Source organism: Gordonia sp. SL306 (assembly GCF_026625785.1).
In the GTDB taxonomy this organism is placed as follows: domain Bacteria; phylum Actinomycetota; class Actinomycetes; order Mycobacteriales; family Mycobacteriaceae; genus Gordonia.
Map to the genome: position 1 here is coordinate 2,168,388 of NZ_CP113063.1, position 14,954 is coordinate 2,183,341.

Here is a 14,954-nt window from a genome sequence, read left to right on the forward strand (position 1 = left end):
TCACACTCCTTCCGGGATGGGGTCATCGACCTCTGACGACACGAGGTCGGGTAGGAACCGCTGCAGGAGACCGGCGCCGAAGGTGTAGGTCCGCGGGGCCAGTCGCTTGAACAGCCAGATCGCCTTGGCGTCGATCTGAGGCATCACGTAGAGACGGCCCCGGTCGTTGGCGTCGAGGGTCTGCCGCGCCACTTGTTCCGGAGATCGACCGGACAGACGCATCAGGGTTTCGGCCACCTTCATCGCCTCGCCGGTGATCCTGCCGTCGGCGGCGACGTTGGTCCGGACGAATGTCGGACACAGGACGGTCACCGCGATGCCGCTTCCCGCCACCTCCGCGGCGATGGTCTCCGACAACGCCAGCACACCGGCCTTGCCGACGTTGTAGGCGCCCATCCCGGGCGCCGCGGAGAACGCTGCTGCGGATGCGACGTTGATCAGCCCTGCGCGTCCGGATTCGCGCAGTTGCGGCAGGAACAGCTCTGAGCCGTACACCATTCCGCGCAGGTTGATCCCGAGTGCCCACTCCCAATCGTCGACGCCGATGGTGCCCACCGCTCGGCCGCCGATCCCGACGCCCGCGTTGTTGATCATCAGGTCCGCCGGACCACCGAGATGGTCGAGGGCCCGCGCCGCGAGCGCGCGCATGTCGTCGGCATCGGCCACGTCACAGGAAATGGCCTCGGCCTGTCCATGTCCCGCCTGATCGATCAGTCGGACCGTCTCGGTGGCGCGGTCGATATCGATGTCCGCGCACAGCACGCGCCCGCCGCGTCGAGCGAGCTCCACGGCAAATGCCCGCCCGATTCCGCTGCCGGCACCGGTGACCACCGCGCGTGCGTCATACGATCGCTTGGCTGTCATGGTTTCGCGTGTCCCTTTCCTCGATGACGTCCTGGTCGGAATCACTGGATGATTCGAAAGGCCGCGTGATGAATGCGGCGACTTCGGCCAACGCGGGTGTCGCCTCCGGGATCAGCGTCGGAAGTGCTTGGAACACATGCATTTGGCCCGGCCACGTCTGGAGTTCGCATGTCCCGCCGGCATCCAGGATCATCCGCTGAGCTTCCGCTGCGTCGGCGGCGAGCATCTCGGTTCCGCCGACCTGGATGAGTGTCCGCGGCAGATCGGCGGCGCGGTCGAGAGTGAGCTTCAGACGCGGCAGGTCGTCGGGATGTGCTGCCGTGTAGTGACGGACCAGTCGCCGTGCGGCCCGAGCCGATATCAACGGGTCGGGGCCTACTTCGCGCTCGCGCCGGCGGGCAAGCCCCAGCGTCAGATCGACGATCGGGGACATCAACACCGCCGACCTCGGCTGTGAACGCCCACGACGAACGTTCTCGGCCAACAGATCCAGGATCAGATGCCCGCCCGCCGAATCGCCCGCGACCGTGATGTTCTGCGGTCGGTAGCCGATGTCCTGGAGCCACGCGTACGCTGCCTCGACGTCGTCGGCGGCCGCCGGGAACGCATGTTCCGGAGCCAATCGGTAGTCGACTGTGAAGACCGGCATCCCGGTCAGGCGAGCAAGTCGGGCGGCGATCCCGCGATGGGTACGGTCCGAGCAGATCGCATACCCGCTCCCGTGGACGTACAGGATGACCTGACGCGACTCCTTCGCGGTGGCGGGGTAGACCCACTCTCCCCGGAAGGTTCCGGTGGCAAGCCTGTCGACTGTCACCTTGTGCGGGGGCGGGCAGCCGATCAGCATCGCGGCCGCCACGATGGCACGCGACGTGTGGACTTGCACAGATCCGGTAGGCAGCACCTCGGCGAACGGGCGCAAGGTTCGTCGCGCCAGCCAGGCCGCCCATCGTGATGCAGATGAGGTCTCCGTCACAGTCGAATCGCATCACCAATCCCGCCATCTGTCAATGGCACATTGCGTAGTGTGATAACCGGGCGTCGGCCGCGGCGCGGAAGCACAGCACGAAGGCGGAGGTGACGAGCGATGGCCCGGGCATCGTCAGCGCGCATGGCTCATCTGGCAACACTGATCGAGCACATGTCGGCCACGCCTCGCTACGTGGGCAAACAGTCGCGCGAACTCGAGACCACCATCACCAGGCTGCTGGCAAACGCCACACGACAGGCATTCGGCCAGCCCGCCGTGTCGAGGTATCGCATCGACGACCTGGCCCGGATCTCCGGCGTCACGACCCGGAACATTCGGGTCTATCGAGAGCGCGGTCTGCTGCCACCACCCCATCGCGTCGGACGTGTGACGCTGTATTCCGACAGCCACGTATCGCGGCTCGCGCTGATCAGTTCGATGCTGTCACGGGGGTACACCATCGCCCACATCGACGAGTTGATCACGGCATGGCAAAACGGAGGACAGATCGCCGACGTCCTCGGACTCGAAACCGAGCTCACCGACATCCAGGAACCACCAACGTCACGTTCGACGTCTCTCACGGAACTCGCCGAGGCAGGCGTCGATGCCGCCGACGCCAACCGTCTGGTGCGCCTCAAGCTCATCACCATCCACTCCGCGGATGACGTGACCGTCGAGGAACCGGCCCTTCTCGACACGATCCTGCCCCTGATCACCGCCACCAGGCCCGCATCGGCGGTCATCGACGTCATCGAGCAGGTCACACCCGCCTTCCAGGAGTTGGGCCAGGCGATGATCGGTGCCGCAGAAGCACTCGCGGTTCCGACGGCAGGCGGCACGGGCGACGACCGACTCACCGAGGTGACGCTCACACTGGTCCAGCTGCGAGCCCTCGCCGATGCAGCCACGCGCGTCACCCTCACAGAGACGACGAATACCCTTCTGGCACAGTCGCTGGCGACGCGACTCGGCGAGGGCGGGTGAAGCACGGGCAGGACCATCACCCCGCCCCGAACATCGCCTCCAACGTCGTCGTCCGGTTCCGCTCCGCGTGCTCCCTGGCGAGCGACTCCGCCAGCTCACCGTCGCCGGCTGCGATGGCCTCGACGATCTCGTGGTGATCGTGTGACACGGTGTGCGGGTCCGGGATCTGCCGGACCAGCCATTGCACGCGAAACAGGATGGGAGACATGATCTCCCCCAACGTGCGGTTGTGCGATGCCGTCACCAGCAGCTGGTGGAAGAGCGCATTCGCGTCATGTGCTGCCGTGGCGTCGCCCGCGTCATCGGCGGCGACCACCGCGGCGCGCAGGGCCGCGATGTCGTCGTCGGTCCGGTTGTCGGCGGCCTCGCGGCACGCCATCGCCTCCAGCGCCTGGCGGATGTCGAAGAGTTCACTCACGTCGCGTTCGGTCCACGAGCGCACCACCAGGCCACGAGTCTTGCGCACTTCGAGGAAGCCTTCGGCGCGCAATGCCTGCAGGGCTTCGCGCGCAGGCAGCCGCGAGACCCCGTAGGTATCGGCAACATCCCGTTCCACCAACCGGTAGCCGGGCGGATAACGGCCGGTCATCACGTCCGAGCGCAGCGAATCCAGCAATCGCCCGCTCAGCGAGACGCTGTCGGTGATGTTTGTGGACGAGGCTTCGGGACTGATCGGCGACATGACGCTCATAGCTTACGGCCCGGCCGTCACTCCCCTGGCGAATGCATCATCGGCCCACGAACTCGGGTCGCGCCTGCGCGTCGAAGGGAAAGCGGGTCCGGAACTCATCCGCGGCATCAGCCATGGTCACGAACTCGACACCGTCGAACGAACCCCAGCGGTCGAGGAGGCGTTCCAGCATCAGCAGCACTTGCGGTCTCCCGGACACGTCGGGATGCAGGGTCATCGGGATGACCGCGTAGTCGAGTTCGCGATAGACCCAGTCGAACTGGTCGTTCCACAGCTGCTCGATGTCGCGGGGATTGACGAATCCGTGCGAGTTCGGGTGTCCCTTGATGAACATCATCGGCGGCAGATCGTCGACGTACCAGTTGCCGCAGAACTCGACGAGGTCGATTTCGTGTCCGTGCTTGAGCGGTGTCATCCAGTGCGACGCGGGCTGCGACGTGTCGATCGGCGTCCACTGATCTCCCACCCGGGCGTAGAACGGGACGAAGTCGTTGTAGTTCTGCGAATGGTCGTAGGCGAAGCCGTATTCGGCGAGGATCGAGGCGGTGTGCTCACTCATCTCCCACCACGGTGCGACGTAGCCTTTGGGTCGCTCACCGCAGAGCTGCTCGATCAGCTTGACGCTCTTGGCCATCACGTCGCGCTCCTGCTCGAGGGTCAACGACCGTGGGTTCTCGTGACTGTACCCGTGGGCACCGATCTCATGCCCCGCATCGACGCACATCTGCGCCTGCTTCGGGAAGGTCTCGATGGAGTGGCCGGGCCAGAACCAGGTGCTGACGATGTCGCGACGCTCGAGCAGCCGAAGCATGCGCGGCACCCCGACCTCGCCGGCGAACACGCCGCGCTGCATGTCATTGGGCGAGTCCTGCCCGCCGTATGATCCGAGCCAGCCGGCGCAGGAGTCGACATCGATGCCGACGGTGATCTGAATCTTCTTGTCAGTCATGTGTTGTGCTCTTTCTGTCTCAGCGTCCGAGGAGATCGGCCATCGCGGCGCGGGCGTCGTTCATGGCGGCGACGTCGTCGTCGGACCAGCCACGTTCGGCGAGGCTATGGGCCGAGAGCCACGCGGCGACCTCACCGTCACGTTCGACCGGGCCGAGCACCTGGGCACTCACCCCGTACACATCGCGCAACGCCTGCGGCGGGAACGGCGGCTCGACGAACGCGGGCTGCACCAGTACCCGACGGGTCTCGTCGAGCCAGCGCACCGTCTCCAGCGCTCGCTGGTCGAGTGACGGGTCATGTTGGATCGATCGGATTCCCGCACCACAGGATTCGGCCACGCAGAGGTCCACATGAAGTCCGAGCGCGGCGTCGTCGACGCGCACCGTGGTGCGGTCACAGCCGGTTCGCTCGCGCAGCTCGGTGACGACCTGCTTGGCACGGTGGCGGAATGCCGCCTGCTCGAGAAAGATTCCCCACCCTCGGATTCGGGCGTCGGCACCGGCCATCTCGAGTGCCCACCAGAGTGTGGCCGCGATGCTGTCGATGACCGGTACACCCACCTTCTGCTCCACCGCCCGGGTCACACCGGTGCCATCGACGTTCGTGCAGACGAGCGCAACCGCCTGCGGATCGCCCTGCTCGGTGGCGCCGATGAGCAGGTTGGTCACCTCGTCGTCGGAGGCCGCCGCGAAGGAGAAGTTGTCGGTCAGACCCCACTCCGAGTGGGACACCACATCAATGCCGCTACTGCGGTACTCGGCGACGATCTGTTCGACCACATCCTCGGTGTACGGCGTGCCCAGCGCCAGTGCGGTGACACCGAAATCATGACAGGCCTGAAGAATTGCCAGCGTCGACGTCGTCGCCGGAAGGCCGGTGTCGTCGGTGATGGCGGCGCAGATGGTTCGATCGTGCTCAACGCCGAGCCAGGAGCCGGCCGTGCCGTTCCACACGATCACGTCGACCTTCGCATCGGCGAGCAGGCGTGCCGCGGCCACCATCGACTCCACGTCGAACGCTGCTCCAGCACCATCGGTACTGATGGCCTGCACCCGGATTCGCGTGGACACGAAGGATACGTCGTCTCGCCCGGCCAGCAGGCGTGAGGTGGTGTCCTCGACGCTGGTGTTCGACGACGGGACGATCATTCCGATCCGGGTCATACCGCTACTCCTGGTGTCGTGGTGGCCGGCTGCCCCGCTTTGGGGGCGAGCCGCTGTGCGTAGTCGAGAACGAGGACGGCAACGGTCATGATGATGCCCGCTCCGACGAAGTAGAGCAGCGCCCAGGTGTACCCGCCGGTGGCGCCGACGATGAACCCGACCGCCATCGGTGTGACGAAGCCGGACACGTTCCCGGCGAGATTCATTGCGCCACCGAGTACACCGGCGTCCTCGCGGCCGCCGAGAATGGCCGGGACGGACCAGAACAGGCCAACCCATCGCAGGAAGAAGAGCACCACCGACAGCAGCGCGATCGCTGCGACCGGCCCTGGCATGAGCACGACTCCGACCAGGCCGAGCACCACGCAGACCCCGGCGAAGCCCAGCAGGGACCGCATCACCAGATTGGTGTTGTAACCCTTCTCCTTCAGCCTATCGGCGAGTTGTCCGCCGATTATCTCGCCCACGAATCCGGAGCCGAAGATCACGAAGGTCGACCAGCCGATGGTATTGAGATCGAAACCCTTGCTCTCCGAGAGGAACAGGGGCCCCCAGGTCAGCAATCCGTAGAAGACCCCGTTGAATCCCAGCCAACCAAGGCACATCGCCCAGAAGCTGCGGAACTTCAGATAGTGCGTGAGGCCCGCGCGCTGACCCGTCGAGCGATGGCGTGCACTCTCCTCGGCGTGCGAACGAGTCAGGTACTCCAATTCGGCGGGATTCACCTTGGGATGTTCGTCCGGTGTGTCGCGGATGGCCCGCCACGCCCACACGCCGAGGAGCATGGTGACCACACCCGCGGCGAGGAAGGCCCAGCGCCAACTGCCGGTGAAAGCGATCAGCCCGGTGATGGCGATACCGCCGACCGCCGATCCCAGCGGTGCACCGGCGTCCAGAATGGTTGCGCCACGGCCGCGTTCCTTCTCGGTGAGAAAGGCTGCGTTGAGTTTGCCGCCGGCAGGCATGATCGGCGCCTCTGCGATGCCGATCGCGCCCCGCGCGAACGCCATGATCCCGATGTTGGGTGCCAGGCCCGACATCGCCGTCGCGCCACCCCAGCCGAAGCAGGCCGCCACGATCAGCTTGCGGGGGCCGAACTTGTCGATCAACCAGCCGGCGGGGATCTGCATCGCCGCGTAGGCCCAGAAGAACGCCGACAAGAGCAGACCGGTCATCTCCGCGCTGATGTGGAAGTCCTCTTTGATCATCGGCAGCGCCACGGACAAGGACCCGCGGTCGACATAGTTGACCGTGACCAGGAGGAGCAACAGGCCGAACATGCGCCAACGGGTGTTGGACATCGGGACTACTCCTTCGAAGTTTTGGTATACCAATTTGGTATGCCAAGAACCTAGGTGCTGGCGGCCCGATCCACAAGCGTTCGCGGTAACCAGTACGTAAACCCTGCAAACCCGGAGGTAGAGGCGATGAGCCGATCATTCGAGCCCCGCACGATCTGGGGCACCGGCGGCAACTTCCCCACTCTCGAATCGACGGCTCCCCCGCCACGCCCGCAGCTGTTCGTCAAGAACACCCATTCCGTGATCGGCGATGACGAGTCGCTGCATCTTTCCGGCGATATCGCGCAGCGAGTGGTGTGCGAGGGCGAACTCGCGATCGTCATCGGGACGGAATGCCGGCGCCTGACATCCGCCGACGAGGCGCGTGCCGTGATCGCCGGTTACACCGTCGCCAACGACGTGACGGCCCGCGACCTCCAGGACGTCGACGCCCACTGGTCGCGCGCAAAGGGACTCGACGGCTTCTGCCCGCTGGGCGCGGGGCTCGTCGCGCCGGTCGACGCCCCCGATTGGGACGAGGCGATCATCCGCACCCGAGTGGACGGCCAGACCATCCAGCACACCCCGGTCTCGGCCGCATTCGTCGGGGCAGAGGAGCTCGTCGTATGGGCATCCCAGCAGTTCACCCTTCACCCCGGAGACGTATTCCTCTTGGGTACACCGGATTACCTACCGCCGGGCCGCGAGGATGCGGCGGTATTACGGCCTGGTTCGGTCGTCGAGATCGACATCGCCGGGATCGGCTCGTTGCGGACGCCGGTGCGGGGAGACTCGGGCTGATCACCAGAAACTGATCGTGCCCCTGGGGTCGAAACACCCAGGGGCACGACAATCGGTCAGCTCAGTCGAGCAGATACCACCTTTCCTACCCGACCCGGATCACCGTCTTGATCTCGCCGGCATCGGGATCGGTCCAGGCCTCCACCGCACGGTCGAAGGCGAGCTCACGCGACACCAGCGAGTCGGCGTCGACACTTCCGTCGGCCAGCATGCCGATCACTGTCGGCCAGGTGAACGCGTACCGCATCACGCCGTGCAGAGTGATCTCCCGCTCGATGACCTGGGACATCGGTACCGACGCGTCGTCGCCGCCGACCCCGATGAACACCACCCGCCCGCCTGGTCGCACCTTGTAGAAGCCGTCGTGCCGCACCGTCTCGACACCGGTGCACTCGATGAACGCGTGCGCGTCACCGAAGGCATCGTCGAGGCTCTCGAAGGCCTCGCAGCCGAGCTTTGCCGCTATCTCGCGCCGCGCGGAATTCGGTTCGACGATCCCCACACGCCCGGCACCGGCGGCATGACACAGCTGCGCCACGAAGAGACCCACCGGCCCCGCCCCCGCGATCAGTACCTGCGCCCCGATCGGCAATGCCGCCTTCTCGATGCCGTTCAGCGCCACCGAGATCGTCTCGACCATCGCGGCCGCGTTGTCACTCACGCTGTCGGGGATCGCGTGTGCGTTGCCCTGCGGAACGGCGACGTATTCTGCGAGACCGCCGTCCAGCCCGGGCACACCGAAGAACTTCTGGGACGGGTCGATGTTGTACCGCCCTGCCCGCGCCTCGCGGGAGGTCCAGTCCGGCACCAGTGGCTCGACGGCGACGCGCTCCCCGATCCGCGAGTCGGGCACGTCAGACCCGACGGCGACGATGGTGCCCCCGAACTCGTGGCCGAGGACCACCGGCTCGGTGACGACGTCACTACTGGCCCGGCCGTGCTGATAGAAGTGCTTGTCGCTTCCGCAGACCCCGACCGAGCCGACACGGACGAGCACCTCCGATGCCCCGATGCCGGGTACGGGTCGCTCGTCGATCCGAATGTCCTTGGGTCCGTGCAGCACCCAGGCCTTCATCTGGGTGGGGATGTGTGTCGCGGTCATGGGCGCGCTCCGATCTCTTCCGACGCGGACGCGTCGACGATGTGGACTCGTGGAGTAAACGTGCCGCCTTTGAGGGAGCTCTCGATCTCCTCGAGGCTGCGGCCCTTGGTCTCGGGAACCCAGCGCCACACGAACAGCCAGGCGATCACGTTCACCACCGCCAGGACACCGAACACCAGCCCGGTGCCGAGTTTGTCCGCGGCGAAGTACAGCAGGAGTGTCACGAGGAAGTTCGTGACCCACAGGCAGAACGCGCACAGGGAGACCGCCCGACCGCGAACCTCCAGCGGGAAGATCTCCGCCATGTACAGCCAGGTCATCACCGAGAGGCTGCCGCCGTTGAAGGCGAAATATCCTGCCAGACAGATCATCACGAGGACTTGTAATCCGATACTCAGTTCGGCTCCGGCGCCCGCCGTCCACGGTAGGACCATGGCGAGGACGGCCAGCACCACCACTGCACCGGGCAGCCCCCACAGAACCAGTTTCCGTCGGCCGAGGCGTTCCAGGAGCGCCATGCCGACGAGTGTGAACACCAGCAGCGACACACCGACGCCGATCGAGGCGAGTGTGGCCGCAGATGTCCCGAATCCTGCCAGGGCCAGTAGTGACGGTGCGTAATAGATGATGGCGCTGATCCCGGTCGCCTGGGAGAAGAAGGCGACGCCGAGTCCGGCCACCAATGCCGGGCGCACCCAGGGTGTTCGGAGGTCGCGCCATGATCCGGTCTTCGGCTCACTGACCGACCTGATCTCGTCGAGCTCGGCCGAGACGTCGTAGCCGGCGGGCCGCACTCTCGCAAGTGCTTGAGCCGCATCCTTTTCACGAGACTTCAGGATCAGCCATCTCGGGCTCTCCGGGAGCATCAGCATGATGATGAGGAACACCACTGCCGGGATGGCCGCGAACGCCAGCATCTCCCGCCACGCGGCGTGCGTCCCCAGTGCATGCCCCGTCGCGTATGCGACGAGCGTGCCCACGCAGATCATCACCTGGAACAGGACGGCCTGGGTGCCTCGGACATGCTTGGGAGCGAGCTCGGCGATGTAGGTCGGGATGATCTGTGATGCGCCCCCGACCGGGAGGCCGAGCAGGAACCGGAAGATGATGAGCACGGTCACGTTCGGGGCCAAGCCGCATCCGATGGCGAACACGATGAACGCCACCGCCACCAGCACCACTGTCCAACGCCGCCCGAGGCGCTCCGACAACGGTCCGGTCCCGATGGCACCGAAGATCGCGCCCAGCAGCGTGATCGACGTGATGACCGACAACAGGCCCGGATCGTCACTGATCCCGAAGTCGTCCTGGAGAAACAGCAAGGCGGAGCCGATGATGCCCGTGTCGTAGCCGTAAAGCAGTCCGCCGAGGCTCGCGCCGACGGCGACGAGGATGGAGAAGGGCGTCACCTTGGGCGGCTGCACTCGTGTCAAGGTCTCGGTCATGGCTGCACTCTTTCGAATTCGGCGCCGACTAGGTCGGCCAGCACTTCGAGATCCGCGGCGAGATGTCCCCGCGCCATCGACCAGTGGTGGGTGGATCCCGACATGGCCCATTCCTCGGTCCACAGACCTGGGTCACATCCGAAGTCGATGCGGGTGGTGGTGTTGCCGATGGTGATGTGCGGACCGTCCACGGCCTCGCCCTCAGACGCGATGAATCGCAGCCGGCCGTTACCACGCTCGGTGATGGAGAATTGCGTGACCGGACCCAGCGCCACACCGCATTCGATGGACGCGCCGCCTCCGCCCTTGCCGTGGAAGACCTCGAGGTTGCGCAACACCGGCCGGTGCTCGGTGATCGCCAAGTCGGCTGCATCGTTGTGGCCGAGCTCGACGACTCCCGCATCGAAATCGAGTGCCTGCCCCTCGGTGAGGGTTCCACCGCCGCCGAGGGTGGAGGTCACGAGCATCGCGATCGCCGCGCGGAGTTCGTATTCGGTGACGGTCGGGATGCCGCGGCTGGTCAGCAGGGTGGCCCCGATGGGGAACCCCGTCGCGAGCTTGCCGTAGATATCACCCGGCTGACCGAAGTGGAAATAGGCCAACGTGGACAATGCGTAGTCGTCGACTAGCTGATCGAGCGCCGCCGAGACCTGCGACTGGAAGCGGATGTTGTCGGTGTCGACGCCGGGCGCCAGCTCGAATCCCGACTCCACCGCGGCCATCACCCGGTCGATCGCCTGACCTTCGACCTTCTCGAAACGTACTCGGAGGTCGTCGAACTCGAGCACCTCCACATGGCCGCCGAGGACCTTGACCACGTTGGTGATGTTCGTCGCGATGTCGTACATGCCCGGATACAGGTGGCCCATCATGCCGTGTCGTGCGGTACGCAGCAGACGAGTGGTGCGGGCTGCCGCGACGTACCGGGTGACCTTCCGCCACACGCGCGGGTCGTCCAGCCAGCCGGCGATGGCGCGCGGCTTCTTGCCGATGCGATCCATCGCCACGCCGATCTCGGGCAGCCCTGCCGAACCCGCGAACGCCAGCCAGTCCCCGGTGCCGAATCGTGCATGGTCCATCTTGCGGTCGGGTTGTAGCGACAGCAGAACCATGGGCACGTCGACGTCACGCAGGATCGGAAGCACTTGCGCCGACGTCATATAGGTCGGCACGAGCATGACGATCAGATCGAGATCTTGCGCTGCCAGCAGGCGTGCGGCGGCCACGCCCTCGGTCACGTCGGAGACGAGACCGGCGTCGACCACGGTGGCCCCGAGGTCGGCGATGCGGGCGATGACGTGCCGAGACGAGTCGTCGATCCGATCCTTGAGTCCGTCGAACTGCGGCCAGTAGGCGCCCAGCCCGCCTGCGACGACACCGATGCGCGCGTTGGGGACTCCGACACGCGTCATCGGGGCGGGTGGTTGCCGCAGGGCGAGATGCGGGGCCGATGACTCACCGGCTGTCTCGGCGCTGTGGATGGTCTGCGTCATGCGTGTGTCTCCCGTCGGGTGATCGGACGATTGGAACTCCGGGCGTGATCGGTGATGCCGCGAACCTCGCGGAAGTCGATGCCCAACAATTGCGCGGCGGCCCGGTAGTCACCGGAGCGATGTCCGGTGGACAACGACCAGTGGTGTGCCACACCGGTTCCCGACCACTCGTCCACCCATTCGCCCGGGTCGCGGCCGAAATCGACCCGGCTCGTCGTGTTGCCGATGGCCAGTAGCGGTCCCGGAACCACCTCTCCTTCCGAGGCGATCAGAGAGAGGGAGCCGTCGGCGTCCTGCCCGAGTCCCAGCACGGTGACCGGTCCGTGCTGTACGTCGAACTCGACACTGACGCCCCAACCTCGCTTGCCGTGGTAAACGCCGAGTCCACGCAGGGTGGGTTCACGCGAGGCGACGCCGAGGTGCGCCGGGCCGTCGTGTCCCATCTCGACGACGTCGTCCTCGAAGTTCAGCGCCTGGATCTCGCAGAACGACCCACCGGCGCCGACCACCTGGGTGACCAGCTGCGCGACCGACGTCCGCAGCTCGAACTCTCCGGTGGTGGGGATTCCGCGCGCCGTCAGCAGCGAGGCACCCAGGATCATCCCGGCGCCAAGTCGCTCGTGCTGTTCACCGTCGAGACCACGGTGGTAGTAGGCGAGACTGTCGAGCCCGAAGTCGTCGACCAGACGGTCGAGGCCCACGGATACCTTGGCACCCCAGAAGAAGTCGTCCTCGTCGACGGTGGAGTCGACGGTGAAGAGCTCGCGGGCCAGCTCCATGCGTTCGGTGACCTCGCGGTCGGTCACCGCCGCGACACGCACCCGCAGGTCGTCGAACTCGAGCACCTCGACGTGCGATCCGAAGGTGGCCGGCAGCAGGGTCATGTCGGTCGAGACGTCGAGCATCCCGGGGTAGACGTGCCCCATCAGCCCGTGCCGCGCATGCCGCAACGTGGCGCGCACCTGGGCGGCATTGATCCACTGCTCGATACGACGCCAGGCACTCGGCTGGTTCAACCATCCGGAGACCGAGCGGAACGGCACGCCGGAACGCCGGAACACATTGCCGAGCTCCGGCACGGAGCACTGGCCGCAGTACGCGAGCCACGCACCGGTGTCGAAGGTGGCGTGGTCCATCTTCTCGGTGGGCTGCAGGTCGATCACCAGGATCGGCGCGTTCGACCGTTTCGCGATCGGCATCACCATCGACGCGGTCAGGTAAGTCGTCAGGAAGAGGACGATGATGTCGCAGTCGGCGCGTCGAAGGACTTCGGCCGCCCGGTCCCCGTCGCGTGCATCCGAGATGAACCCGACGTCGACGACGTCGGCGTCGAACTCCCGGAAGCGTTCCGCGACGAATTCGGCCGACTGCTCGAGCTGCGGCAGCAGATCAGGAAACTGGGGCCAGTAGGTGCCGAGGCCTCCCGCGACCAGGCCGACGCGCGCCTTCCGCCGCGTCTTTGCAGGGGGCAATGCGGTTCGAAAACTGTCCATGAGCTGCGTCATTTCGCGATTCTCTCCTTGGGTCTATCAGCTCCACCTCGTGGATTTAATCGATTAAATCACCAAGGTGCTCTGCATCACAACCCCTCGCCGAGAGTGGTGTGCGTCCGCCGCGCTAGCTCGGCGCCGACTCCCTGATCACCAGTTCAGGGGAGAGGCGTCGCGCCTGATGTGTGTGCTCGGTGCCGCCGGTCTCGGCGTCGAGTTCATCGAGCAGCAGCGATACGGCCAGCTCACCCAGTTCGTTCTTCGGCTGTTTCACCGACGTGAGCGGGACCAGCGACTCCCACGCGAGCGGGAGATCGCCGTAGCCGACCACCGCCACGTCGTCGGGTACCGACAGCCCGGCAGCGCTCAGTCCGCGCACCACACCGACGGCCAGCTGATCGTTGGTGCAGAAGATGGCGCGGGGCCGATCCGCTTCGAGGATCTCCTCGATGGCCTGCTGCCCGTTGTCGATGGTCATCTCGCTGACGTGCCGCATGATCACCGACTCCGGGTCGACCTCGTGTGCGGCGAGGGCCTCCCGGACACCTTCGTCGCGCTCGGCGCACTGGGGAATGCCGAGGTCGCCGTTCACCACCGCGAGCGGACCTCCGAGGCGCAGCAGATGTTCGGTCGCGAGACGACCACCCAAGACGTCGTCGATGGCCACCGAGCATCCCTCGGAGACCGACGCGCGCCGATCGACGAGCACCAGGTGACTTCCCACCAGCCGCAGACGTTCGAGCCGTTGATGATCGGCGCTCAAGGTCACCACGATCGCGCCCGCGGCGCGGAGCTCGGCCAACGCCGCGAAGTGGTTTCTCTCCCGGTCCGGATCGTCGCCGCTGACGCAGAGGGACACGGCGTACCCGGCGCGCGACGACGCCGCGCACACCGCATCGGTGATCTCCGCATAGAACGGATTGACGATGTCGGGCACCACGAGCCCGATCAGGCGATTGGAGCCGGTGCGTAGTGCGCCGGCGGCGCGGTTCGGGACAAAGTCGAGTTCTTCGATGGCGGCCATCACTCGGTCGCGGGTGGCGGGTGCCACGATCTCCGGCCGGTTCAGGGTGTTCGACACCGTCGCAGTGGACACGCCCGCCAGCCGGGCGACCGCGGCGACGCCCAGATCCGGTCGGCCGCGGCGCGATTCCCTGCTCCGTGCCACCACTCACCTCTCTCGAAAACGACCATCTGCCGGCCCATTATGCTCTCGGCGGTCAGTTCATCGTCCGATGAGTCACCAGCACCGAGTCATCGGTGAGGACCACCGCATTGCAGGCGAAGGTGTTGGTCGGCCCGAGGCGCGCGGCACTCGGGAGATCACCCGGTACCGACACCGATCCCCGCACCGCCCATTCGGTGGCCACCGACGAGCGATCATGACCCGCGTCCCGCAACGCGGACTCGTCGTCGGGCCCCACGCTGGTGGTGCGGGTCGTGACATCGGAGAACCCTGCGGCTGCGGATTGCGACGCTGCCGTGCCACTGCCGGCCTCGGCCAATCGGTCGCGGACATCGGCGCGGATCACGTCGAGACATTTCGCGGTCGACTCCGTCTTCCGTTGTTCGCGGTCGTCCAGCGTCGATCGACCGTGCAACACCAGCAGAGCGATCACCACGACGACGACCACTGCCCCGACGATCCAGAGCGGTGAACGACGGGGAACGCGTACGCGAGACACTCCACGATCATCGACCAGCAGCGACCAAAAGT

The 14,954-nt window shown here is 66.1% G+C and carries 14 protein-coding genes; 2 read left to right on the plus strand and 12 right to left on the minus strand.

Features of this window, described 5'->3' with window-relative positions; all coding sequences use genetic code 11:
* Together OVA31_RS09955 and OVA31_RS09960 are read right to left on the minus strand one after the other, a co-directional pair.
* Complete coding sequence (locus tag OVA31_RS09955) at nt 1-864, minus strand: SDR family NAD(P)-dependent oxidoreductase (RefSeq protein ID WP_267630928.1); 864 nt, start codon at nt 862-864, stop codon at nt 1-3.
* Nucleotides 842-1,723, minus strand: coding sequence for an alpha/beta hydrolase (locus OVA31_RS09960; protein WP_267630929.1), 882 nt, complete (start codon nt 1,721-1,723; stop codon nt 842-844). The genes OVA31_RS09955 and OVA31_RS09960 overlap by 23 nt, the downstream gene beginning before the upstream one ends.
* Before the next feature lie 252 nt (nt 1,724-1,975).
* On the opposite strand from OVA31_RS09960, the gene OVA31_RS09965 reads away from it, so the two are divergent.
* The gene (locus tag OVA31_RS09965) at nt 1,976-2,821 is read left to right on the plus strand and encodes a MerR family transcriptional regulator (RefSeq protein ID WP_267630930.1); all 846 of its coding nucleotides are present in this window, start codon (nt 1,976-1,978) and stop codon (nt 2,819-2,821) included.
* Nucleotides 2,822-2,837: 16 nt separating this feature from the next.
* Here OVA31_RS09965 and OVA31_RS09970 read toward each other — a convergent pair whose 3' ends face one another.
* Genes OVA31_RS09970 through OVA31_RS09985 form a run of 4 tightly spaced genes read right to left on the minus strand, consistent with a single transcriptional unit; the run spans nt 2,838 to nt 6,927 of the window.
* On the minus strand, nt 2,838-3,503 hold the full coding sequence (locus OVA31_RS09970) for a GntR family transcriptional regulator (protein ID WP_267630931.1): 666 nt from the start codon (nt 3,501-3,503) through the stop codon (nt 2,838-2,840).
* Nucleotides 3,504-3,549: 46 nt separating this feature from the next.
* Nucleotides 3,550-4,461: a polysaccharide deacetylase family protein gene (locus OVA31_RS09975; RefSeq protein WP_267630932.1), complete on the minus strand. Its 912-nt coding sequence runs from the start codon at nt 4,459-4,461 to the stop codon at nt 3,550-3,552.
* Between the two features lie 19 nt (nt 4,462-4,480).
* The gene (locus tag OVA31_RS09980) at nt 4,481-5,626 is read right to left on the minus strand and encodes an aspartate/glutamate racemase family protein (protein ID WP_267630933.1); all 1,146 of its coding nucleotides are present in this window, start codon (nt 5,624-5,626) and stop codon (nt 4,481-4,483) included.
* Nucleotides 5,623-6,927, minus strand: coding sequence for an MFS transporter (locus OVA31_RS09985; RefSeq protein ID WP_267630934.1), 1,305 nt, complete (start codon nt 6,925-6,927; stop codon nt 5,623-5,625). Before OVA31_RS09985 ends, OVA31_RS09980 begins: the two co-directional genes overlap by 4 nt.
* Before the next feature lie 126 nt (nt 6,928-7,053).
* Here OVA31_RS09985 and OVA31_RS09990 point away from each other — a divergent pair, with 126 nt between their 5' ends.
* Nucleotides 7,054-7,707 (plus strand): fumarylacetoacetate hydrolase family protein, encoded by a 654-nt coding sequence (locus OVA31_RS09990; RefSeq protein ID WP_267630935.1) that lies wholly within the window; start codon nt 7,054-7,056, stop codon nt 7,705-7,707.
* 85 nt (nt 7,708-7,792) lie between these two features.
* Here the strand turns inward: OVA31_RS09990 and OVA31_RS09995 are convergent, their stop codons facing one another.
* From OVA31_RS09995 to OVA31_RS10020, 6 genes are all read right to left on the minus strand, one after another.
* On the minus strand, nt 7,793-8,809 hold the full coding sequence (locus OVA31_RS09995; RefSeq protein ID WP_267630936.1) for an alcohol dehydrogenase catalytic domain-containing protein: 1,017 nt from the start codon (nt 8,807-8,809) through the stop codon (nt 7,793-7,795).
* Nucleotides 8,806-10,254, minus strand: a complete 1,449-nt coding sequence (locus OVA31_RS10000) for a sugar porter family MFS transporter (protein ID WP_267630937.1) — start codon at nt 10,252-10,254, stop codon at nt 8,806-8,808. Before OVA31_RS10000 ends, OVA31_RS09995 begins: the two co-directional genes overlap by 4 nt.
* On the minus strand, nt 10,251-11,747 hold the full coding sequence (locus OVA31_RS10005) for an arabinose isomerase (RefSeq protein ID WP_267630939.1): 1,497 nt from the start codon (nt 11,745-11,747) through the stop codon (nt 10,251-10,253). The genes OVA31_RS10000 and OVA31_RS10005 overlap by 4 nt, the downstream gene beginning before the upstream one ends.
* Complete coding sequence (locus tag OVA31_RS10010) at nt 11,744-13,252, minus strand: L-fucose/L-arabinose isomerase family protein (protein WP_267630940.1); 1,509 nt, start codon at nt 13,250-13,252, stop codon at nt 11,744-11,746. The genes OVA31_RS10005 and OVA31_RS10010 overlap by 4 nt, the downstream gene beginning before the upstream one ends.
* A 112-nt stretch (nt 13,253-13,364) precedes the next feature.
* A complete protein-coding gene (locus tag OVA31_RS10015) occupies nt 13,365-14,405 on the minus strand; it encodes a LacI family DNA-binding transcriptional regulator (RefSeq protein WP_267630941.1) in 1,041 nt (346 codons plus the stop codon).
* A 52-nt stretch (nt 14,406-14,457) separates the two neighbouring features.
* Entirely contained in the window at nt 14,458-14,922 is a 465-nt protein-coding gene (locus OVA31_RS10020) for a hypothetical protein (protein ID WP_267630943.1), read from the minus strand.
* Nucleotides 14,923-14,954: the final 32 nt, after the last annotated feature.